The sequence below is a fragment of the Allobosea sp. 10L417 genome (genome assembly GCF_056395485.1).
In genome coordinates this window covers 295,894-318,232 of sequence record NZ_JBFTJP010000005.1, presented here as the reverse complement: position 1 = coordinate 318,232, position 22,339 = coordinate 295,894, and the positions used below count along the sequence as shown (strand labels likewise).

21 protein-coding genes, 1 tRNA gene and 1 pseudogene are annotated in these 22,339 nt (G+C 61.8%); 13 read left to right on the top strand and 10 right to left on the bottom strand.

Annotation, left to right across the window (positions count from 1 at the left end):
* Window positions 1–53: 53 nt before the first annotated feature.
* The 3 genes and pseudogenes from AC1DE3_RS15590 to AC1DE3_RS15580 all read left to right on the top strand — a co-directional run.
* Window positions 54–1,706, top strand: a complete 1,653-nt coding sequence (locus AC1DE3_RS15590; protein ID WP_476852536.1) for a virulence-associated E family protein — start codon at window positions 54–56, stop codon at window positions 1,704–1,706.
* 463 nt (window positions 1,707–2,169) lie between these two features.
* The gene (locus AC1DE3_RS15585) at window positions 2,170–2,865 is read left to right on the top strand and encodes a hypothetical protein (RefSeq protein ID WP_476852535.1); all 696 of its coding nucleotides are present in this window, start codon (window positions 2,170–2,172) and stop codon (window positions 2,863–2,865) included.
* Window positions 2,866–3,444: 579 nt separating this feature from the next.
* Window positions 3,445–3,848 (top strand): annotated as a pseudogene (locus AC1DE3_RS15580) (transposase); the annotation flags it as partial.
* Window positions 3,849–3,905: 57 nt separating this feature from the next.
* Here the strand turns inward: AC1DE3_RS15580 and AC1DE3_RS15575 are convergent.
* The 5 genes from AC1DE3_RS15575 to AC1DE3_RS15555 form a co-directional block, all read right to left on the bottom strand.
* Window positions 3,906–4,631 (bottom strand): outer membrane protein, encoded by a 726-nt coding sequence (locus AC1DE3_RS15575; protein WP_476765191.1) that lies wholly within the window; start codon window positions 4,629–4,631, stop codon window positions 3,906–3,908.
* A 112-nt stretch (window positions 4,632–4,743) separates the two neighbouring features.
* Window positions 4,744–4,965, bottom strand: a complete 222-nt coding sequence (locus tag AC1DE3_RS15570) for a hypothetical protein (protein WP_476765190.1) — start codon at window positions 4,963–4,965, stop codon at window positions 4,744–4,746.
* A gap of 59 nt (window positions 4,966–5,024) precedes the next feature.
* Window positions 5,025–5,381, bottom strand: a complete 357-nt coding sequence (locus AC1DE3_RS15565) for an HdeA/HdeB family chaperone (protein WP_476765189.1) — start codon at window positions 5,379–5,381, stop codon at window positions 5,025–5,027.
* A 204-nt stretch (window positions 5,382–5,585) separates the two neighbouring features.
* Entirely contained in the window at window positions 5,586–7,037 is a 1,452-nt protein-coding gene (locus tag AC1DE3_RS15560) for a DUF1254 domain-containing protein (protein ID WP_476852534.1), read from the bottom strand.
* Between the two features lie 180 nt (window positions 7,038–7,217).
* On the bottom strand, window positions 7,218–8,042 hold the full coding sequence (locus AC1DE3_RS15555) for a hypothetical protein (protein ID WP_476852533.1): 825 nt from the start codon (window positions 8,040–8,042) through the stop codon (window positions 7,218–7,220).
* Here AC1DE3_RS15555 and AC1DE3_RS15550 point away from each other — a divergent pair.
* The 3 genes from AC1DE3_RS15550 (at window position 8,011) to AC1DE3_RS15540 (ending at window position 11,089) form a co-directional block, all read left to right on the top strand.
* Window positions 8,011–9,201: an AraC family transcriptional regulator gene (locus AC1DE3_RS15550; protein WP_476765186.1), complete on the top strand. Its 1,191-nt coding sequence runs from the start codon at window positions 8,011–8,013 to the stop codon at window positions 9,199–9,201. The genes AC1DE3_RS15555 and AC1DE3_RS15550 overlap by 32 nt on opposite strands.
* A gap of 439 nt (window positions 9,202–9,640) precedes the next feature.
* Window positions 9,641–9,991 carry a hypothetical protein gene (locus tag AC1DE3_RS15545; protein ID WP_476852532.1) on the top strand — a complete coding sequence of 117 codons (351 nt, stop codon included), beginning with the start codon at window positions 9,641–9,643 and terminating at the stop codon, window positions 9,989–9,991.
* Window positions 9,992–10,408: 417 nt separating this feature from the next.
* Window positions 10,409–11,089, top strand: a complete 681-nt coding sequence (locus AC1DE3_RS15540; RefSeq protein WP_476765184.1) for a DUF4145 domain-containing protein — start codon at window positions 10,409–10,411, stop codon at window positions 11,087–11,089.
* Window positions 11,090–11,164: 75 nt separating this feature from the next.
* On the opposite strand, the gene AC1DE3_RS15535 is transcribed toward AC1DE3_RS15540, so the two are convergent.
* A tRNA-Ser gene (locus AC1DE3_RS15535) sits at window positions 11,165–11,254 on the bottom strand.
* A gap of 370 nt (window positions 11,255–11,624) precedes the next feature.
* Here AC1DE3_RS15535 and AC1DE3_RS15530 point away from each other — a divergent pair.
* Genes AC1DE3_RS15530 through AC1DE3_RS15500 form a run of 7 tightly spaced genes read left to right on the top strand, consistent with a single transcriptional unit; the run spans window position 11,625 to window position 18,961 of the window.
* Window positions 11,625–12,767: a septal ring lytic transglycosylase RlpA family protein gene (locus AC1DE3_RS15530; protein WP_476852531.1), complete on the top strand. Its 1,143-nt coding sequence runs from the start codon at window positions 11,625–11,627 to the stop codon at window positions 12,765–12,767.
* Window positions 12,768–12,815: 48 nt separating this feature from the next.
* Window positions 12,816–14,036 carry a D-alanyl-D-alanine carboxypeptidase family protein gene (locus AC1DE3_RS15525; RefSeq protein WP_476778496.1) on the top strand — a complete coding sequence of 407 codons (1,221 nt, stop codon included), beginning with the start codon at window positions 12,816–12,818 and terminating at the stop codon, window positions 14,034–14,036.
* 10 nt (window positions 14,037–14,046) lie between these two features.
* Window positions 14,047–14,697, top strand: a complete 651-nt coding sequence (gene tmk / locus AC1DE3_RS15520; protein WP_476778495.1) for a dTMP kinase — start codon at window positions 14,047–14,049, stop codon at window positions 14,695–14,697.
* Window positions 14,697–15,767 (top strand): DNA polymerase III subunit delta', encoded by a 1,071-nt coding sequence (locus AC1DE3_RS15515; protein ID WP_476778494.1) that lies wholly within the window; start codon window positions 14,697–14,699, stop codon window positions 15,765–15,767. Before tmk ends, AC1DE3_RS15515 begins: the two co-directional genes overlap by 1 nt.
* A 21-nt stretch (window positions 15,768–15,788) precedes the next feature.
* Window positions 15,789–17,348 (top strand): methionine--tRNA ligase, encoded by a 1,560-nt coding sequence (metG, locus tag AC1DE3_RS15510; protein ID WP_476852530.1) that lies wholly within the window; start codon window positions 15,789–15,791, stop codon window positions 17,346–17,348.
* On the top strand, window positions 17,348–18,148 hold the full coding sequence (locus AC1DE3_RS15505) for a TatD family hydrolase (RefSeq protein WP_476852529.1): 801 nt from the start codon (window positions 17,348–17,350) through the stop codon (window positions 18,146–18,148). Before metG ends, AC1DE3_RS15505 begins: the two co-directional genes overlap by 1 nt.
* A 9-nt stretch (window positions 18,149–18,157) precedes the next feature.
* Complete coding sequence (locus AC1DE3_RS15500) at window positions 18,158–18,961, top strand: MBL fold metallo-hydrolase (RefSeq protein ID WP_476778492.1); 804 nt, start codon at window positions 18,158–18,160, stop codon at window positions 18,959–18,961.
* A 263-nt stretch (window positions 18,962–19,224) separates the two neighbouring features.
* Here the strand turns inward: AC1DE3_RS15500 and AC1DE3_RS15495 are convergent, their stop codons facing one another.
* The 4 genes from AC1DE3_RS15495 to pcaH all read right to left on the bottom strand — a co-directional run bounded on the left by AC1DE3_RS15495 (window position 19,225) and on the right by pcaH (window position 22,326).
* Complete coding sequence (locus AC1DE3_RS15495) at window positions 19,225–20,100, bottom strand: fumarylacetoacetate hydrolase family protein (RefSeq protein ID WP_476778491.1); 876 nt, start codon at window positions 20,098–20,100, stop codon at window positions 19,225–19,227.
* A 183-nt stretch (window positions 20,101–20,283) separates the two neighbouring features.
* The gene (locus tag AC1DE3_RS15490) at window positions 20,284–20,856 is read right to left on the bottom strand and encodes a MarR family winged helix-turn-helix transcriptional regulator (RefSeq protein ID WP_476778490.1); all 573 of its coding nucleotides are present in this window, start codon (window positions 20,854–20,856) and stop codon (window positions 20,284–20,286) included.
* 183 nt (window positions 20,857–21,039) lie between these two features.
* Window positions 21,040–21,603: a protocatechuate 3,4-dioxygenase subunit alpha gene (gene pcaG, locus AC1DE3_RS15485; RefSeq protein ID WP_476778770.1), complete on the bottom strand. Its 564-nt coding sequence runs from the start codon at window positions 21,601–21,603 to the stop codon at window positions 21,040–21,042.
* Window positions 21,604–21,621: 18 nt separating this feature from the next.
* Window positions 21,622–22,326 carry a protocatechuate 3,4-dioxygenase subunit beta gene (gene pcaH / locus AC1DE3_RS15480; RefSeq protein ID WP_476778489.1) on the bottom strand — a complete coding sequence of 235 codons (705 nt, stop codon included), beginning with the start codon at window positions 22,324–22,326 and terminating at the stop codon, window positions 21,622–21,624.
* Between the last annotated feature and the right edge of the window lie 13 nt (window positions 22,327–22,339).

Genomic DNA, 22,339 nt, shown 5'->3' with positions numbered 1-22,339 from the left:
AGGTCAAGCTTTTGAGGCACTTCCGGCGATATCTCAAACGGAAAGTTGCTGCCATGACCGCCTTCACGCCTATCCCCGCCGAGCCTTTCGGCGCCGAGCCTGCCGAAACCTACGGGCCGGCCCTGACTTCGGACGACGACGTGATCGCTGCCGCTGTCGCTGCGCTGGCATACGCCGAGACCCAGGATGCACCAGCCGAGCGTGTGAACTACCACACCCTGCTTGAGCAAGCTGCTAGCCTTCCTGCGGACGCTCCTGCCGCTGCTATCGACGACGTGTTTTACACGGCAGCTAGCATGGCGCTTTCGCCAGTTCAGCGCGAAGCGATAGTTCAAGCCACGAAGGGGAAGGCCGGACTAGGGCTGACGACTTTGCGGGAGGGCATGAATTTCGCACGCGGAGCACGCGCAAACGACGTTCGCGACAACTCCGATGACTACCGCGACCGCCTTGTCACGAGCACCACCGGCGATGTTTACGGGAACGAGGCGAACGTTCTTATCGTGCTCAGCGAAGACGAGGCCGTGAAGAATCTTGTCAGCTACGACGAATTCACACAGAAGATCACGCTTCTCCGTCGTCCGCCATACGAGCCACTAAGCCATGAACCTTGGAAGCCCCGGCTATTGGGGAACGAAGACTATACGCTGTTCACCGGCTGGCTTCAAACGCGGAACATCCCGGCGCGCGAAAATATCGTAGCATCATGCCTTCATGTCGCGGCAAAGCGCAATACGACCAACGTACTTAAGAGCTACCTGACCGGGCTGCGTTGGGACAATAAGAGCAGGATCAATACATGGCTGACCAAGTATGTTGGCGTCGATCAAAGTCATTACACAATGGCTGTCGGTCGGTTCTGGCTGCTTTCTGCTGTAGCGCGTGTTATGCGACCCGGCGTCAAAGTCGATACCATGCTGATCTTTGAAGGCGAGCAGGGCAAGAAGAAATCTCAGGTCTGGCGCACCTTGGCCGGCAATGAGTATTTCATGGAATTCAGCGGCGATATTACGAACAAGGATACACTCATACTTATGGAAGGTATGTGGATATTTGAATTCTCGGAACTCGCCAGCCTTGCTCCGCGTGAAATCGACGCCGTCAAGTCGTTCCTGTCGCGTCAGACTGACGACTACCGGTCACCCTACGCCAAGCTCGCCGTTCGTCATCCTCGCCAATGCGTGTTCGGCGGATCGACCAACAATGACACCTACCTGAAGGACGAAACCGGTGCTCGGCGGTTCTGGCCTGTTGCCACCGGGGTGATTGATATCGATGCGCTGGCGGTTGACCGCGATCAGCTCTGGGCCGAAGCAATGGTTCTGTTTAACGCTGGCGAAAAGTGGTGGGTCGACACCGAGGATACGTGGTTCACGGTCCCTGCAAAGGAAGAGGCCGAGAAGAGATACGAGCGCGGTAGCTGGGACGATATCGTTGAAACCTACGTTACGCACGAGGGTCACTCACATGATGGTAAGTTCACTCCGCGCCAGAAACTCAGTGAGCCTCGCCGCTACGTTAAAATTGCTACAATACTAACGGAAGCTCTCAACACACCCATTGAAAAGCATAACGATAAGCGAGTGTTAAACGCGCTGGGTAAGATACTAAAGAAGCTTGGATATCGTGGTCAAACGTATCGTCCGTTGCTGTCTGAAGGCGGTGGAGCGACGTTTTATGCCTGGGTTTTCCGAGGAAAATCCTAGCTGGGCTAGGGCGCGTGGCGTATTTCGGGGCGTGAGGCGTCCGAAAACCGGGATTTCCCTACGAAACCAAGGACGTGTGCGAAGAGCGGCGTGAGGCGTCCTGTTCGCCAAAACCCCAAAAGGGAGAACACATATCCCACCTATACCTATTTCCTCTTTGATGTTTTGACTAGACCTAACTTACCTAACTTACCACACGTCACTGAAAACAAAGGGGAATTTCCGGCCGACACGGCACACGAGACACCACACACTGCCTCGCGCCCTAGTAAACATAGGGTTCTGACCCGATCAGGGCGCCCCCGGGGCAACAGGCCAGTAGCGATGCGGTACTGGCGACGTGACCGAGTGTACCTGCCGGCCGACCCGAGACAAACTCGTCGGAGCGACCTTCCGACAGACAGGCTAGCAGCCTTAGTACAATTCGCCGCTAGTCCGTTGTAACCTATGAACGGACCTACAGATGCTTCCTACTCGCAATGTCGATCCTAGCTATCGTCAGCATCAAACTACCGATGAAGAACGCGATATCGCCAAGCGCACTAAGCGCGCCTACATACAGACGCGTCTTGCTGAACTCGCTATCTTTGAACAGGGCATGCACCAACTAGGGCAGGCCGTCGCGGCAGAAGAGGGCCTGAATGCCCTGACCGCTGATGAGAAGCTAAAGCTAGCTGGCGTGCGGCGTAAAGTCGATGACGGCGAAGTGCTCGACCCGTTCGAACGCATGTTGCTCGACAAGGCAACGAAGCATGCCGAACAGCTTGGCAAGCGCCTCGCCAGCAAGACCCTGCGTATCACTAACGCGAGCATGATACAGTTGCTTRCAATTAAGGCACTCAGTCCGGCTTACGACTTTGATCGACAGGCGAAGGCGCAGAAGCTACTGGCGGACATGAGGCGATCTGATCCTAACATAACAAAAGCCACGGCGAATGAACTTCTCTCGTTGTCGCTAACCGATGCCATTGCTCGCGTCGCCGAGCTGATGCTGACCGGCGAGCTGACACGCGAGCAGGCGGACAACTCCCTGAAGGCTCTCGACTGGCGGACGAACGCCGTCAACGTCGATCTGGCATCGCGCTACCTCGGTACCGTCACCGGGAAGCCTGCCGAGACGGCGAAAGACCCTTACGAGGCTGACGGGTATGAAGATTAACCTGAATCCTACTGCACAGAAGTCACTGCGTACCAGTCTCGCAGTTGAGCACGCCCGCTTGAACGCGAGCGGCGTTCATATCCGGCTCTTCGGTGCGGACGGCGGGCAACTGCCGACACATGGCGACCCGGCTACAGCGCAGCATGTTCTCACCGTCGCTGCGGTCCCGTCAGGCAAGTTCCTGTTCCGGCCGCTTGAGCCGGTCCCCCGGTCAGGTCCGATCAGCCCGCCCCGGCGCCCGAAGCTAGTCGACGCCCCGCCAAGTCCGGTGCCCGAACGCTCGGCGCCGACAGCGGTCACCCAGGAGGCGCCCCGGTGGCAGCCCCCGGAAGACCCAGACGCCGCCTTTCTTGCCAAATACGGGATGTGACCATGTTCAGATTATTCGGCGCCAAGCGCCCGGCCGGCGAACCTACCGAGTTAGACGAGCGTAATCGTCAACGAGGGGGCGCTGATCGTGGACTGCCAGCAGAGACCGGCGCCCGCTAAGGATTACGCGCGGCAGATATGATTGGTCACACCCTGATGCCGCCTGAAGCCTCATGCTCCGACCGATGGTCCAGCGCCAGCACGGTGCCGCGCATCTGGAAGGCGCACAGGCTGCAGTCGCATCGCTGTCGGCAGTTCAAGCTGTCCAAAGATCCGAATTTTCTGCGGAAGCTGCGCGACGTGGTCGGCCTCTACGTTGAGCCGCAAGCCCATGCCATCGTGATGTCCGTCTATGAGAAGAGCCAGATCCATGCGCTCGACCTCACGGAGCCGGGCCTACCTCTGAAGAAGGGCCGGCCCGGCACCATGACCCACGAATACAAACGCCATGGCACCGCGACCTGTTCGCCGCGTTAAACGTCCTCGACGGCAGCGTCGACCGCAACATGCAGCGCCATCGGCACTAGGAGTACATCCGCTTCCTCAACGCCATCGAGGCTGAGGGGCCGGCCGGCAATATCGTCCCCGTGATCCTCGACGACCACGCCGCCCATTAGAGTCCGAAGGTCCGCCGATGGCTCGGTCGGCACGACGCCGTGTGTCCGAGAGGGCTAGAACTTGTAGAGCAGCCGCCCGACAACCTGATTGGTGCTCAGTTGCTGCTTGAAGCCGATGATCCCGAGTCCGCCAACGCCGACCGGATAGGTGTAGGTATCCTCCTCGAACTGCGAGTACCGATACTCCAGACCCGCGATCCAATTGTTCGTGATGGCATATTCGGCGCCTGCACCAAGCGTCCAGCCAACACGGGCGCCGTCACCCGCGCCATAGGAATAACCTGTCCCCGTCACCGTCGACTTGGCCTCGGCCAATGCCAGGCCGCCAGTTGCGTAGATCATGAAGCGATCAAAGGCATAACCGACTCGCAGCCTGGCCGAGCCTACCCAATTGGTATGCGCGGTGATGAAATCGCCGGTTAGCGCGGTGAAGCGCTGCTTGCCGGTGATGAGGGCTGCGCCGTCGATCTCGCCGCCGAGGACCAGCTGACCGATCTGGTAGTTGTAGCCCGCCAGCAGGCCGACCGCAGCGCCGTCCCGGTTCAGACTCGGCAATGAAGCAACGGCAGCCCGCCCGGCGATCACGGCGCCCGGCGTCAGTTCGGTTCTGGTCTGCGCCCAGCCGGCCTGGGCACCGACATAGAAACCGGTCCAGGTGAAGGCGGGCGGCAAAGGAGCAACAGGTACGATCCGCCGAGACGGCAGGTCGGCGGCCTGCGCGGTGATCGAGCATGCTGCGAAGGCAATTCCGGCAAAGATTTTTATAGTGCGGAGTGGCATATCGAATGAATCCTTTGAGAGGGTGGAGAGACTGGGGCTATGCAATATTGATATGCTCGCGAGGTTTTTCTGGCTCGCGCTCGTTCTCTTTCAGCACGGCCCGGTCCCGACCTCAGTCGCCTGTCGGAGCGCCAAGCGCGTAATCCTTTTGCAACTGCCGGCTCGTCGACGGATAAAGCGACTGACATTCTGCCCAGTAGAAGGTATTGGGCTGCCGGTTGGCCGGATCAGCACAAATCGCGGCAAGCTGCTCTTGCCTTGATTGCGAAGTTTGGCAGCCTGCAAGGATCAGTCCGAGTGATAGCGCAATCCCGACTGAGATATATGGGCTCATGACGTTCTATCCTGGCTGAGATTGGAGCTGCCCGAAATGATTGYCGATGCTTCAAATATTTACTTCAGGTGAATTCCGAGCTTGGCGCGCTCATCCTTGAACACGACCGCAAGCGCCTCGATTATCTTCTTATCGGGATTGGCTTTGCAGTAGACGATGAGCTCGTGCTCGACGACCTTGCCCTTCTTCAGGTCAAGGAAATGCTTCTTGGCGAGGCCGTTATACCAACCGCTATACCAGGCAGAAAGTGCGTCGGCGTCCTCCTGGAAGGTCGCGGCGAGTTGCGCGCAGGTCAGGGCCTGAACATCGATGAAGCCTTTGGCGTCGACATAGCTCGTGAGCGGAACCTGGGCCGTCGCCGAAGACGAGGCTGCGCAGACGAGCGAAAGCGCCACGGCAGCGAAAGTTTTGGACATAATGATCTCCTGTTTGAAAGTGTAAGAGCCGCAGGTATTGAGCGAAAATGGCAAGCCGATCATATTAGGCGACCCAGTTTCGGGTCGCCTTGGCGATAATTCCGATTGAATATTATGCCGAAATTTGTAGACGGCACGGTAGACAACCGCGTTATCGCAATGACCTTGCGACTAGGGAGCGTGCACCAAGTCTTTCGTCTACTATCAGACCCGCTTCACGCCCGGTGGCTGCCATGTTCCTGTGCCCGCCGGCAGGATCGAAGGCGGTGCAGGCTTCGGCCAATAGAGGCGCATCACGAGATAGATTTTATCATCCGGCGCCGGAAGCCAGTTTGCCTCCTTGTCGGCGCCAGGGCTGTCCTTCTGCAGGTACAGCGTCAGCGAACCATCCGCGTCCTTTTTCATCGCGGACAACATCGGAGAGTTTATCAGGTAGCGATCGATCGGATTCTTCACCAGAAACTGGCTCTTTCCATCATACATCGTAACCGACCAGAACGCATTCACTGGCGGCAACTGGCCAGGCGCGAAGGTGATGGTGTATTTGTGCTTGCTGCCGTCGAGCGGCTCACCGGTCGCGTCCGTTCGCGTGTAGGGGTACATGGCTTCCACGGCATCGTTGCCGAGGAGGCCGCCCTTTGCAGAGCCGGCTCGCATCACCCAATCGCCGTTATAGAAGACCTCGTCGCCGAAGAACGAGCCGATGTTCCAGCCGTTGATGTTCTTGTTTCCACCGGCCAGCCATTTGTCGACTTTGCCATTGCCTTGCTTCATGGCCACCAGGATTTCGGCCTTGTGCTCGAACGACAAATCCTTGAACGCAAAGGTCTTGGCGGGGCCGATGCCTATTTTCGCAAGCTTCGCGCGAACCGCCTTGTCCCTTGCCGTCTCGGGGACGAATTGCAGGGCGGCGTCGAGATACTCGAAGAAGTTATGCCTGATCCCGGCGGTGCTGGCGGGAACGAAGGTGAGCTTGGGCGCGGCGGGCGGGGCGGGCTGCTTGAGGAAGGCGGAAAGCGGTTGCCCCTTGTAGCCGGCCTGGACCTTCTCAACGTTCGGCATGTCGCCGGGATTGAAAAGCTGGGTGCGGAAAATCGCGAGCGGGAACGGCGTCGTCGATGAGAAGACCTTCTTGATCCCAGCGGGCGTTCCACCTTTCCAGTCCGGCCCGACGACCAGATAGTCGCCCGGCTCGGTCCCCGTGGCGCGCGTGCCGATATAGCCGAAGTTGTAAGTGTTGCCGTCGATGAGCTGGACCGAGTAATAGCGCTCCTTTTCGATCGCCGGCACCGAGATCACCATCGGTTCAGCCCGCAAATCCATCCAGATGAACGAGTAAGGGGTGTCGCTGTTCGGCGTGATGATTGCCGTGTCCGCCGGGGTGGCGACATGGTTCAGGTTTTTGATTTCGTTGAATGGGGCCTTGAACTGTCCCGAGCTCCTGTCGACGGCGAACTCCTGCATCACCGCATAATACATCACCAGCGGCAGGCCGTAGATGAAGCCTTCTTCGGCGATGTCCTTGGCCTCGAACAGGCTGGGCCACTCGGAATTGTTCTGCTCAATGACCGGGGGGGAGACGATGTCGGCCTTCGCCATCGTGGCCGTGAGCGCCGCCAGCGCAGCAGAGCCAAGCAGATCGCGTTTCGTGATCATTCGAACACTTCCTTATGGTTCGCAGTGTTGTGGCTGAGCGCGCATAGGTAGCAAGATGAAGTTACGCGACGTCGGCGATGATTGACAATGCAGGAACGGCCAATTCAGAGCCCCCTCTATGTCGGCGTTTGGCGCGAACACGACATCCGAGAGGCGCCCCGTGAGCGGCTTGTTCGCCCATCATTTCGGGAACAGGAACTGGAGCTGGGCCCTCAGCTGCCAATCGGCGGCGCCGCTGGGCTTTGCGACATTGTAGTAGGCTGCGAGCTGCGCATTGACGGGCTGATGGCCAATCTTGAATACGCGCCCAAAACCGCCTCCGATGGGCACCGTCCAACGATCGCCGTGGTCCGCCTCCCAGTTGGCGGTGATGACGGGGGACGATGTCAGGTACCAGCCGCCGTGGAAGTTGTAGTTCACAAAGGGCTGCAGCGTCATTGCATTGACCGTGCTGCGGTTGTTCTTGCCCGCGAAGGACCAGACATTGTTGACGAGGACGCCGACAACCCAGGGTCCCTCGATTGCCAAGGCTACGAAGGCCGGCCCCGCCGAGTACTTGCCGGACGTGAGGGTCTTGTCGGTGCCGGTGGGGAGTACGACGGTCGGCCCGATGCCCCAGATGATGCCGTGAGTTGGCTGCTTCGGCGAGAAGAAGAAGCTGGGATTGATGTCGCCGAGGCCGAACTCGCGATCGCCATTCACCGTCAGGGCCGGCTGCGAGATCACAGGCGTGATCCAGCGCGTGATCAGGTTCCAGTCCTTGCTGAGCGTGATCGGGATCACGGGCTGGATGTTGAGGACATTCTGCAGCTGCTTGTGCGGACCGACATTGAAGTTGAAGTTGTTCTGGAACGGCACGCTGATCATGTCGGCAACGGGGTTCTGCGCTGCTTTAGCCAGATCGCCAGGGCTGCCCGTTGAATCTTCCGCCAGCACCACTCCTGAGCACGACAAGGTCGCGAAGAGTGTCAGTATGGCTAGCCTGATCAACGTCCTCGCGCTCACGGCCCGAAATTCCCCCAACTATAATAAAATTGACGACGACGAAGGCCGGTTTTCCCGTTTGCCGGCGGCACTTATACTGTGCGACAAAGCAGCAATCGGGTTTCGGGACCACTCATTTTGCGCCAACCTTGCAGTATTCCGGAGCGTCCAGCTCGTGGCTGAGATCCCAGTCATCTCGAGCCACATCCTGCACGGACTGCCGGCATTCCTGCGTCATGAAATCGGGGAAAGCGCGCTTCTACGGGCAAACCGCGCGGCGGGTTTCGATCTTGAGCTGACCGAAGGCCGCAATTGCTTCATCCCCCATGCCGCAGTCCTCGGCTTCGTAAATGCCGCCGCGAGGGCAGCTGGTGAGCCCAATTTCGGGCTCCTGATCGCGCCGATGATGAGCGCAGGCAATTACGGCAGCTTCGGGCGCTACGTTCTGGGGGCCGATACCCTCGGCCAATCCATCCAGCGGGCCATTGCGGCGCTGCCTTATCACAGCACCCATGACAGGATGTCCGTCGCCGTCGTCGGGGACGAGGCGCGCTATAGCTACGTCTTTGCCTTGGCTGGCCACACGGGCTACGACATGATCGCCGGAGCGGCTGCCGGCGTTCTGCTCAGCGTCCTCAGGGCTTATTTGCCTTTTGACTGGCGGCCACTGCGCGTCGAGTTCAATATCAACCGGCCGCGCCAGATCGGGCTGTTCGAAGATCTCTTCCAGTGCCCCGTCCTGTTCAACGCGCCCGCCGTGACGATCGTCATGGAACGCCACCTCTTGTCGGCTGCTCCCAACCGTGGGGCATGGCCCATCGTCACCATCGAGGACGTGGCCCGAGACCGGCCCGGCGGCGCTCCACGCGATCTGCTCGACGTCGTCATGGAGCAGGTCCGGGCTCAGGTCCTCACCGGCAGCGTATCGATCGATCGCGTGGCGCGACCGATGGCTACCAGCGTCCGAACGCTGCAACGTGAGCTAAGTCAGGCTGGCACCGACTTTCGCAGCCTGGCGAATGCGGCAAGGGTGCAGCGGGCCACCGAGTTGCTCAGGCACACGAATGGCTCGATCACCCGTGTGTCGGCAGAGATGGGATATTCCTCTCCAGCCAATTTCGCGCGCGCCTTCCAAAAGGCGACCGGCCGAACACCCCGGGCGTTTCGCTCGAAAATCTAGCATAAAGAGTTCCGGGCATGTCCAAGCCTGCCGGCATTGCCGAAACTCGGCGATTGGTATGCGACCTACGCGCTTGGGCCATCTGCAACGATTTGCGCCTCAAGCGCCACAGTACCGAAGTGACCGAGGCAACCGGCATTCGCCTCCGGCGCAGACACCCTTGACCTCATCAGGAGGCAAGTGTGTAGGCGCTCCTGACCGGCGCGAACAATTGACCCGGGCTCAGACCATGCCACGAGCGCCGCGCGCTCACCACAAATGCAGCGCTGGCAGCCGCCCCTGAATGACCTCCCGCTGTCGGAACTGGAGTGGCTGATCTCGCTCGCCCGCAAAACTGCGTGATCCTCCGCCCGAACGCCTATCCCCGCTAGGCGATTTGGCGACTACCGCCCGGATGACCCACGAAAAAGCACCCCGTTCAGCGCCACAGGAGCACGAAATGCACATGAACATCGACCGGACCGAACTGCTCGTCAGCATGATTGCCGAAGAGACGCTGCGCACACAGCAGGCGCTAGCGCTGAAAGCATACTGCTTCGCGCTTGAGATCGTGTCGGCTCGTAAGGGTGACGACGCAGCGGACCGGAGCGTATCGCTCGGCCAGATGGTCGACGCCATCGGCGCTGCGAACGCAGAAGCTCTGTACGTCGCCGATAAGCTGAACCTCCTGATGATGTCGCCGGACGGTAAGCGGTTTCTCGTGCCCCCGGTCGACACGCTCTCCCTTGTGCAGCTCGGCGTTCCCCCGGCTGTGATGACGGCCCCCGGTGGCAGCTCCGTCCGTCATTAGGGGCGCGAATCATGAACCCGATCGACCGCGTTGAACTCGACCGCCATCCGCAGTGCTGGCCTACGCCTCCAAGCATAAGAGTGGTGCTGTCGCGATGGATTACGTCCGCCACGCTATCCCTTGGACGAACAGCGGTCTGACCGAGGAACGTCAACGCGCCTACGTGCTGGCCGTCTGCGAATATCTCGCCAGCGAGGGGCGGCTGATTCGCATCGACAATGGTCTTACAGGGAAGTGGAAAAGGGTGAAGTACGGCGTGCCGGGTACCCTTCTGAGCTTTCCGAAAGCTGAGAGCAGTCGGGAGAACCGCAGACGTCGAGCGCCCATCCAATAGCTTGTGGTTGGCGCCATCGGTGCCGTGTCGCGATCGATTGTTGCGTGATAGCTTCCGGCGATCGACTTTAGGGCACGTGTCGGATGGACGAGAAGATCAAGGCGCACTGCAACACCTGCGGCGGGAGGAAGAACCATCTGGTTCTTCACACCGAAGTTGACGTGAGTGACGATGATGAATGGGTGTTGATCTCCACCTATAGACTCATCAAGTGCGCGGGTTGCGATCGAATTCATCTTCAGCACGAAACCGACTATACGCAGATGTCGGACGGCGACGGAAACCCGATCGTCGACACAGTCTACTACCCGCCGCCATTGTCGCGTCGACGACCGGACTGGATGTCGGGTTTCCCGAATGCAATCTGGATGCTTGAAACCGACATCGGTCAGCTCCTGAACGAGGTCTATACGGCCCTTCAGAACGGATCGAACCGACTAGCTGCGATGGGCATTCGCGCCGTTGTCGAGATAATGATGATCGACAAAATCGGCGGCGACACCGGCTCTTTCACCGGCAATATCACTCAATTCTTTCAGCTCGGATATGTCGCGCTACATCAACAGCCTAGCTTCAAGGCAGCGCTAATCGAAGCCGGGCACGCCGCCATGCATCGTGGCTTTAAGCCGACCACTGAGCATTTATCGACCCTGCTCGACATCACCGAGGGCTTGGTGGCAGCGATATATTTTCACGAGCGAAGCGCTGCGAAGCTGTCTAGCGCCATCCCACCACGGCAGATCGTCGGCAAAACCCAGCCGTAGGCCCTGATTCGCGTTGTGGGTAAAACGTGGGTTCGCGGGTCAGATGCCCAGATAATCCTATGAAATATGGGATTCTGGCGGAAGGGGTGGGATTCGAACCCACGGTGGGCTTGCACCCACGGCGGTTTTCAAGACCGCTGCCTTAAACCACTCGGCCACCCTTCCGGCCATGGTTCAATGCAATCGGGGCCGCCGATTTGCAAGGGGGCTGTCAGGTTTAGACCGCAGTTTTCGGATGAAACGAGCCATAGTTCCCAGGCGAAGCCGATGCGCCTGGCTTCGTGCGGCAATAGTGGCGTTAAGGTCACGCTCGGTGGAAAAGATGGCGAAGGTCTGTCGCGCAGGTTGACATGCGCCACTGTTCGGACACCTTTGTGCCCGCTCAAAGACAGGGACTCCTGTTCGGCGGATCCTCGGTGCAGGTATTTCGCTGTTTAATGATCCCTTAAAGGAATTGACCGAAAACTCGGTCAAGCCGCGCGTGCGGCTTTGGCGAAGCCGTGGTTTTTGGCGCAGAAAGCGGAAGAGCAAAACGATGCGGGACGCTAGCTTTTCGGCCAAGGAGCTCTCCTCCAGCGTGACCGGATCGCCGCCAGCGTCTTCTTCCGTCTCGTCCATTGCGCGCCTCGGCTGCGTCGTGCTGGCTGGTTTGTTCGTCGCCAATTGCGCCGGCAATCAGACCGCCGGCCGTCGCTCCAAGGAGATCGGCGCTTTCCCGCAGTGGAAATACGGCCCCGCCAGCCCGCGCGTCGTCGCGGACGGCGAGGAGGTGCCGAAGGGCGGCGGTCGCCAACTCGTCGGCAAGGCCTATTCGGTCGCCGGCAAACGCTACGTGCCCTACGAAAAGCCTGTCGGCTATGCCGCTGTCGGCCTGGCCTCCTGGTATGGCGAGGCCTTCCACGGTCGCCGCACGGCCAATGGCGAGGTCTATGACCGCAACAGCATCTCAGCCGCGCACCCGACGATGCCGCTGCCGGCCTATGCGCGTGTCACGAACCTTTTGAACAATCGCTCGATCATCGTACGCGTCAACGATCGCGGCCCCTATCACGGCAATCGCCTGATGGACGTTTCGCAGAAGACTGCCGATGCGCTTGCCTTCCGCCATCTCGGGACGGCGCGCATCAAGATGGAATATCTCGGCCAGGCCTCGCTCGCCGGCTCGGACGACAATCTCCTGCTCGCAACGCTCCGCACCGACGGCAGCCAGGCGCCGATTCCGGGCACCAGCGCACGGACGATGGTCGCCAGCACAGAAGGGGTCGCCACGACGCGCACGCGCAGCGCCGATATCGATGCTCCCGCCCCGGTGGCGGAGCCGGAGCCCGTTACGGTTCCCGAGGTCAGCCAGCCCGTCGCGCAGGCCTATGCTCCTCAAACGACGCGTGTGATCTCGCCGTCGTCGCCGGTCATGGCCACGCTTGCATCCGCCGGTCCCCCGGCTTCCGCAGCCACGCCGGTCCGTGCCGCCCCGCTGCCGCCGAGCCGGCCTTTCGATCTCGATATCATCGCCAACGCCGGAAAGCCGGTTGCGGTTCCCGCTGCGCTGCGCTCCACGCTGCCGCCGCCGCGCGGCACGTCCGCAAGCCTGCTGAACGTGCCCGAGAAGGGGCTCGCCAGGACCCAGCTGGTCAACCGGCTCGCTTTCCAGGCCGTGTTGCCGCCGACGCGCAACTGAAGCCAATTTTCTTGACCTGATGCCGGGCGCTCTGCTTCACATCGAGGCATGAGCGCCTTTCGTTATGCGAACCTGTCTGCTGCGGCTCTGCCGCCGGTTCGGTGGTTGGGCGCCGGCGTGGTTGTCCTGCTCTGGGCTCTCATTCTTGCCGCTCCGGTTCGTGCCCAGAACTTCCAGTCGCAGGCGCCTTTTGCGGTCTTGCTCGATTCGGATACAGGCGCCGTCCTCTACGAGAAATCGGCCGACGAATTAATGGTCCCGGCGAGCATGGCGAAGCTCGCGACGGTGCTCGTCGCCTTTCAGGACATCAGCGCCGGCCGCCTGTCGCTCGACAGCGAGATCGGCATCTCCGAGAACGCCTGGCGCAAGGGCGGGGCGCCTTCGGGTGGCTCTGCGATGTTCGCCATCGTCAACAGCCGCATCAAGCTGTCCGATATCCTGCAGGGCATCATCGTTCAGTCCGGCAACGACGCTTCGATCGCCCTGGCCGAAGCGATCGCCGGCGACGAGGCGACCTTTGGACGGATCATGACGGAGCGGGTGCGGGCGCTGGGGCTCACCAAATCCGTCTTCCGCAATGCAACCGGCATGGCTGATCCGCAGCAACGTGTGACGGCGCGCGAGCTCGCCCTGCTCGCGGACCACATCATCAAGACCTATCCGGAACTCTACAAGATCTTCGGCCAGCGCGAATTCACCTGGAACAAGATCAGACAGCAGAACCGCAACCCGCTGTTGACGATGGATATCGGCGCCGACGGGCTGAAGACGGGGAATATCGACGAGTCGGGCTTTGGCCTCGTCGGCTCGGCCGTCCAGAACGGCCAGCGCCTCATCGTCGTCGTTAATGGCCTCAAGACAGCGCGGGACCGGGCGGCTGAAGCCCGCAAGCTGCTGGAATGGGGCTTCCGCGCTTTCGAGCGGCGGCAACTCTTCGCCAATGGCGAGACCGTGGGAGAGGCTAGCGTCTATGGCGGCGAGAAGGGGCGCGTCGCGCTGCGCAGCAAGGGGGCCATCAGCCTCCTCCTGCCGCGGGGCAGCACGGAGCGCCTCGCCGCGCGTATCGTCTATCGCGGCCCGCTTATCGTTCCCGTCCAGGAGGGGGCGGAAGTGGCCCGTCTCATCGTGACGCGCGGCGATATCAAAACGCTGGACGTGCCCCTCTATGCGGCCGAAACGGTGCAGGCCGGCACGCTGCAGAGCCGCGCGCTCGATGCGCTGTTCGAGGCCACGACCGGCTGGGTCCGCAAGGCGCTGGGCCGGAGCTGAGCGGATCGACATGGACAAGGGACGATTCATCACCCTCGAGGGCGGCGAGGGCGCCGGCAAATCGACGCTGGCGCGCGCATTGGCGGGGCGGCTCGGCGAGGCCGGCTTTGTGGCCCGGACGACGCGCGAGCCTGGCGGCTCGCCCAAGGCCGAGGCTATTCGCGAGATGATCTTGGCGGGGCAGGCCAAGGACTATGGCGCCTTCGCCGAGGCCCTGATGTTCTCGGCAGCACGGATCGACCATATCGACAGCCTAATCCGCCCTGCGCTCGAAGGGGGCGAATGGGTGATCTGCGATCGCTTCATCGATTCGACGCGGGTCTATCAGGGCGTGCTGGGCAAGATCGACCCGGCTCTGCTGGCCGCGCTCGAATCCGTGACCGTCGCCGGGCTGATGCCGGATCTCACCCTGATCCTTGATCTCGATCCCGATATCGGCCTCGCCCGTGCCGCAAAACGGCGCCGGCCCGGAGAGGCGGTCGATCGATTCGAGGGCGAAACGCTGGCCTTCCACCGCAGTTTGCGCCAAGCCTATCGCGACATTGCCGCCCGGGAGCCGCGGCGCTGCGTCCTGCTCGATGCAACGCTGCCCCCCGAGGCGCTTGCGGAAGCGGCGTGGAAGGCGGTGGGCGAGCGCCTGCAAACCAGACCGGAAGCGTGATGCGAGAGACCAGCGACGAACCCGACCGGCTGCCGATTACGCCGCATCCGCGCGAGACGCTGAGCCTGATCGGCCACGAGGCACAGGAGCGGGCCTTTCTCGATGCGGTCTCGTCCGGCCGGATGCATCACGCGTGGCTGCTCGGTGGGCCGGAAGGCATCGGCAAGGCGAGCTTCGCCTATCGGGCGGCGCGCTTCATGCTCGCTGCCGGCGATCCGCGGATGCGCGCCGCGCAGAAGCGCGATCTCGCCATGCCCGAGAGCGACCCCGCCTCGCGGCGCGTCATGGCGCAGTCGCATCCCGATCTGCATGTGCTTCGGCGGGTGCCCAAGCCGGACGGCAAGAGCTACACCAGCAACATCCCGGTCGATGCGGTGCGACGGGTCATCGACCGCTTCGGCGCGAGCGCTGCCGAGGGCGGCTGGCGCGTCTGCATCGTCGATTCCGCCGAGGATATGGAGCGCTCCGCCGCGAATGCGCTGCTGAAGCTGCTGGAGGAGCCGCCGCCGCGGGCGCTGTTCCTGATCGTCGCCCATGCGCCGGGCCGCATGCTGCCGACGATCCGCTCGCGATGCCGCCTCCTGACCTTCGCCCCGCTCGACGAAGCCGGAGTGATGGAGGCCGGAAGCCTGGCGCTGGAGCGGATGCAGGCGCCGCTCGACGGCTCGGCATTGCGGCGAGCCGCGAGCCTTGCCGAAGGCTCGGTGCGGCGGGCGCTGACCTATGTCGATCCCGAGACGCTCGCCCTGGTCGAAGCGGTGAGGGCGCGCCTCGACGCGCTGCCGCATGTCGACACCCCGGCGCTGCTGGCGCTGGCCGAGGACGTCGCCGGCAAGGCCGGCGAGCGCGATTTCGCGGTGATGATCGAGACGGTGCAAGGCTGGATCTCCGACCACCTGCACGCGCATGCTGCAGCGCAACCGGCGCGTCTTGCACCACTTGCGGAGGTATGGGAAAAGCTTGGACAGCAGGCGCGAGAGGTCGAGACGTACAACCTCGACCGTCGACCGCTGGTGATGACGATGTTTCATGATCTGTCGGCTGCGGTTTCCCGCTCGCGCGCAGCGTGAAGCGAAGCTCTCGGACAGATGATGGCAACCGCCCCGAAATTCTACCTGACGACCGCGATCCATTACACCAACGGGCCGCCGCATATCGGCCACGCCTATGAGATGGTGGCGGCCGACGCGATCGCGCGGTTCAAGCGGCTCGACGGCTACGACGTCTTCGCCATGACCGGCACGGACGAGCACGGCCAGAAGGTTCAGCGCACGGCGGCCCAGAACGGCCTGTCGGCGAAGGAGTTCGTCGACAAGATCGCGGCGCGGTTCCAGGAGATGGAGCAGCGCCTCGGCTGTTCTTTCGACCGCTTCATCCGCACGACCGACCCCGACCACGAGGTCTCGACCGACGAGCTTTGGCGGCGCATGGAGGCCAATGGCGACCTCTATCTCGCCAAGTATTCCGGCTGGTATTCGGTGCGCGACGAGGCCTTCTATGGCGAGGAGGAGACGACCCTCCAGCCCGACGGCACGCGCCTGGGGGGGCAGGGGACGCCGGTCGAGTGGGTGGAGGAAGAGAGTTACTTCTTCCGCCTCGCCAAGTACCAGGACGCCCTGCTGAAGCTCTACGATGAGGTCCCGGACTTCATTTCGCCGGAGACGCGCAGGAACGAGGTCGTCTCCTTCGTCAAGGGAGGCCTTGAGGATCTCTCGATCAGCCGCACGACCTTCGACTGGGGCCTGCCGGTTCCTGGCGCCCCGAAGCATGTCATGTATGTCTGGGTCGACGCGCTCAACAACTACCTCACCGGGACGGGCTTCCCCGATCCCGCGAGCCCCCGCGCGCATTATTGGCCGGCCGATGTCCACATCATCGGCAAGGACATCGTGCGCTTCCATGCGGTTTACTGGCCGGCCTTCCTGATGTCGGCGGGGCTGCCGCTGCCGAAGCGCGTCTTCGGCCACGGCTTCCTGCTGAACAAGGGCACGAAGATGTCGAAGTCGCTGGGCAACGTGGTCGATCCCTTCGACCTCGCCGAGACCTATGGCGTCGACCAGCTGCGCTATTTCTTCCTGCGCGAGGTTTCCTTCGGCCAGGACGGCAATTACAGCCATGATGCCATTGTCGGGCGGATCAATGCCGACCTCGCCAACGACCTCGGCAATCTGGCGCAGCGCTCGCTGTCGATGATCGCCAAGAACTGCGAGGGCAGGGTGCCACCCTGCGGGACGCTGACCGAGGCGGACAAGGCCATGCTCGCCATGGCCGACGGCGCGCTCGCGAAGGCCCGCGACATGATGAAGGATTTCGCCCTGCATAGCCTGCTGGCCGATATCTGGGCGGTGGTGGCGGAGGCGAACCGCTATTTCGCCGCCAACGAGCCCTGGCGCCTGACCAAGACAGATCCGGCGCGCCGCGACACCGTGCTTTACGTTACGATCGAGGTGATCCGGCAAGTCGCGATCCTGGTGCAGCCGGTAATGCCGCAGGCAGCGGGCAAACTGCTTGACCTGCTCGGCGTGCCTGCTGAGGCGCGCAGCTTTGCTGCGCTCGGCGAGATCGGACGTCTGGCCAGCGGGACACCGCTGCCGGCGCCGAGCGCGGTGTTCCCGCGCTATGTCGAGCCCGAGGATGGTCAGGCGGCGTGATGGTCATCGACACACACTGCCATCTCGACTTTCCGGACTTCGCGGCGGAGCTGCCGGCTTATATCGCGCGGGCCGAAGCCGCGGGCGTCGGCCGGATGGTCACGATCTCGACCCGCGTCGCGCGCTTGGCTGATTATGCTGCGATCGCGGAGCGCTTCCCGTCGGTCTGGTTCTCGGTCGGCACCCATCCGCATCAGGCGCATGAGGAGCTCGACATCACGGCCGAGCGGCTGGCGGAACTGTCGGGCCATCCGCGCTGTGTCGCGATCGGGGAGGCCGGGCTCGACTACCACTACGATTCCAGCCCGCGCGATGCGCAGGCACACGGGCTGCGAACCCACATCGCGGCCGCCCGGATGACGCAGTTGCCGCTCGTCATCCACGCCCGCGAGGCGGATGACGACATGATCGCGATTCTGCGGGAGGAAACCGGGAAGGGCGCTTTCCCGGCGATTCTGCACTGCTTCACGGCGGGAGAGGCGCTCGCCATGGCCGGTGTCGAACTCGGCTTCTACGTATCCTTCTCCGGCATCCTGACCTTCAAGACCTCGGAGAACCTGCGCCGCATCGCGCGGATGGTGCCGCGCGAGCGCCTGCTGGTCGAGACGGATGCGCCCTATCTGGCTCCCGTCCCGTTCAGGGGCAAACGCAACGAGCCGGCCTATGTCGTTGAAACGGCGAAGGTTCTGGCGGATGCGATCGGCGTTCCCTTCGACGAAGCCGCTCGGATCACCACCGAAAACGCCCGGCGCTGCTACTGGAAGATGGACCACGCCGCGCCGGTTGCGCGGGTCGCCTGATCCCGCGCCATGACGCTGACGGCTACGATCCTCGGCTGCGGTTCCTCGGGTGGCGTGCCAAGGCCTGGCTCCGGTTGGGGTGCCTGCGACCCGAGCAATCCAAAGAATCGCCGGCGCCGCTGCTCGATTCTGCTGACGCGTTCGGGACCGGACGGTACGACCCGGGTTCTCGTCGATACCTCTCCGGACCTGCGTGAACAGCTCTTGTCCGCCGAGGTGGAGGCGCTCGACGGCGTGCTGATGACGCATGACCATGCCGACCATAGCCATGGCATCGACGATCTGCGCGCGCTTGTCCTGCATATGCGCCAGCGCATCCGCATCTATGCCGATACAACCACACAAGCCTCGCTGCGCACACGCTTCGGCTATCTCTTCGAGACGCCGGCAGGCAGTTACTACCCGCCGATCCTCGATCTCGACCAGATCACTGCCGGACGTAGCCAGACAATCGACGGCGCCGGCGGACTGATCGAAGCGCTGCCATTCCGGGTCGAGCACGGGCCGAATTATGAAGCGCTCGGCTTCCGTTTCGGCTCGCTGGCCTATCTGCCCGATGTCAGCCTGATCCCGCCGGCAGCAATGGAAGCCATGGCCGGCCTCGATATCCTGATTCTCGACTGCCTGCGCGAGACGCCGCATCCCAGCCATTTCCATCTGGCTCAGTCGCTCGATGCCATCGCCGCGCTGAAGCCGCGACGCGCGATCCTGACCAATCTCCATGTCGATCTGGATTATGCGAGCCTCGCCAGCCGCTTGGCGGACAATATCGCAGTGGCATTCGATGGAATGACGCTGACGATTGCCGAATAGGGCAACCATCCCGGCGCTCAAGCGATCCCAAATGGTGAGGTGCGTCCTCGGAATGGGCCGACACCGGGCTCTCCCGGCGGCGTGGTGGCCGCCGAGGATATGGCCGAGGCTTGCTGGGCATTTCTGGGGCAGCAATGCCACGCGATGGCCGGCCTCGGCACCGGGCGAAGCTGCACATCGGGCAAAATGAGGTCGGGGGCGCTCGGCTGCAGCGTCACATCGCAATTGTCCGGCGCAGCGTGGTAGCCCGAGGCGCCATTATCCTACACGGGTCTTTGCTCCGAATATGCGCGAACCGTCACGCTCATGGCGCCCAAAGCCGGGCATTCCGCATGGAGGCGATCGCCCGGCTCGATAGGTCCAACTCCCTGGGGTGTCCCGGTATAAACGATGTCGCCGGGATAGAGCGTATAGAATGAGGATGCGAATTCGATGATGCGCGCGACATCGTAGATCATGTCGGCCGTCGAAGTGTGTTGCTTGATATCGCCATTCCGACGCAAGGTCAGTTCAAGATCGTTCGGGCTGGGAATTTCGTCGGCCGTGGTCAGCCAGGGGCCAAGAACAGAGTAGGAGTCAATCGACTTCCTGAAGCTGCGGTCCTCCGTTCCGCGGACGGTGATATCCAGGCCGAGGCAATATCCGGCGACATGGTCAAGAGCGTCCATGCGCGAAACACAACTCGCCGTCTCGCCGATGATGGCGACGAGTTCGATTTCATGATCCGTGCGTCGATCGGGAAAACGAAGGGCGATCCCCTGCGAGGGGCCGACCAGAGAAGACGTTGCCTTCAGAAACAGACCCGCCTTTCCAATCTCGGGAATATTATGGCCGGGTGAAATGTTGCTCGCCTGCATCTCCAGGATATGGGCCATGTAGTTGACGGGGGCCGCGACAATCTTGCCGGGAAACTTCACTGGAGACAGGAGATCGACCTTGTCCAGCGAAAAGGAACGAAAGCTCGTCAGACTGTCCGGCAATGCTTTGCGAAGGTCTCGTATGCTCCATACGAAAGGATCGCCCAAATCATCAGCGGCAATTCTGGATGACAAGCTCTCGGCCAGTTCGGTAACGTCGAAAACCCTGCCGTCCGATACCACGCCGACATTGTCGTCATTAAAGCGGCACAGCTTCATCATTCAATCCTTCTTCTTTGCGTGCCGCCGTATGCCGCGCCGAAATTGCCCAGGATGGTGCTCAGCGCATGCAATGGCGAACCGGATATAAGAAAGTATACCAATAGTTGGTATGCTGTCAAATAGCGTGCGACTTATACGCGCCGCCCCCCATACGAGCGGCGCGCTCCCGCGCCGATCAGAGCGTCAAGCGGGCCCGGACGCGTCGCGCTTTCGAGAGGTTTTGCTCGGCTTGGCGACCTTCGCGTCGATCGGCTTTTTCGGCCGCGAGATGTTCTTGCGTGCCGCGAAATCCTCGAGCAGCTCGTCATTGAGCGGCGCGCGGCTGAACGTGTTGTTGACCCGAACGATCTGGGTCAACATTTCCATGAAACGGCGCTTATCCGGCGCGCTGAGAGGGGCGAGAATGCGCTCCTCGCAGCGATTGATCATGGGCTCGATCTGCCTGACGACCTCCTGGCCGCGCTTCGTGGCGTTCAGGAGCTGGCGCCGTCGATCCGTTTCGGAACGCTCTCGCGTGATGAGACCTTTTTCCTCGAGGCGGTCCAAGACCTTGACGATCGTCGTCTTGTCGAAGGCGATCATGCTGCTCAGACTGGCCTGATCGACGTTGGGGATCTCGTCGATCATATGCAGTGCTGCATATTGCACGGTTGTCAGACCGAGCTCGCTCGTCTCCTCAAGAAAGATCGCGACGGCAATCTGGTTCATGCGGCGGATCAGGTGGCCGGCTCGCGAGTAGAAAACTTCAAGCGTCATTTCGGAACGTGCCTGAACAAGCTTCGGACAATCTTTGCAGCGGAAGCCGCCTTCAAGGCGACCCAAGAATCGCGAATGTTATCGTTCAACGTCGCAGAGGACTAGGCTCAGGCAGGACTATGCTCAGGCCGGAATCGACCGGTCAGCTCCGAGCCCGCTCCGACCCGACAGGCCATGCCGCCATCACACATCGAAAAAGACGGTTTCTGCTGCACCTTGCATGTGAACGTCCCATCGGTATTCGTATGGCGTCGTTGACGACAGGCGCGCGACCAGCGTGTGGCGCCGTTGTGGATCGACCAATCCCAGAACATGGTCCTGCTCGTTCGCGTGCTCGTCGCCGAAGTAGATGCGCGTCACGAGATGCGTGAGCTGCCCTCTCATGAACAGGGTCACGTTGATGTGCGGAGCTTGATGGCGACCGTCGGTACTTTCTGGGCGCCCGGGCTTGATCGTCTTGAAGCTGAAGGAGCCATCGTCACGCATGGGAATCCGGCCGAACCCGAAAAAGGACTGATCCGGCTCTTCGTTTCGTCGGTCTTCGGGATGATGGTAGCGTCCGGTCGCATCCGCTTGCCAGAGCTCCAGAACCGCATCGGGAATCGGCTGGCCGTCTCCGTCCAGTATCGTCCCGGTCACGGTGATGCTCTGCCCCTGCGCCGCCGCAAGTGTCAGGTCGGTCGTGTAAAGGGCTTCGAACCCGATGTGGAAGTACGGCCCAACGGTTTGGGATGCTGTCAGCGTCATGGTCACGGGCGGCTTCCTTCAGTGGTGCTCGGGGGTCGCGTCGCGCCCGCGCAGAACGATGTCGAAGCGGTAGCCCAGGGCCCAGTCGGGTTCGGTCACGTCGAGGTCAAATCGCGCGATCAGGCGTTCACGCGCCTTCTCGTCATGGATGCTGTTGTAGATCGGGTCATAAGCCATCAGCGGGTCACCGGGAAAATACATCTGGGTGACAATGCGGGTGAGAAAGCTCGGCCCGAAGACGGAGAAGTGCAGATGTTGGGGGCGCCAGGCGTTGGCGTGGTTCTTCCAGGGATAGGAGCCCGGCTTGATCGTTACGAAGCGGTATTGCCCAGTTGCGTCGGTGACCGTGCGCCCGGCGCCGCTGAAATTCGGATCGAGCGGTGCGGCATGCTGGTCATTTTTGTGGAGATACCGGCCGGCGGCGTTGGCCTGCCACAATTCGACGAGCGTGTGAGGGACAGGGCGCCCATCCTCGTCGAGCACGCGGCCGGTCACGATGATCCGCTCTCCGAGAGGCTCGGCCGCATGCATGCGGGTCAGATCGTGGTCTTCGGCGCGAATGCGTCCATGACCGAAGACAGGGCCGGTGATCTCCGAAAGCTGGTGCGGGATCAGCACGAGAGGCTGCTTGGGGGCCCGCTTTATGGTGGATGTGTAGTCCGGGTAGAGGTGAGGCGGGTGAATTCCGGCCGATGGCCGGCGATAGCGGACGAGCGTGGTCATTGTGAGCGATCTC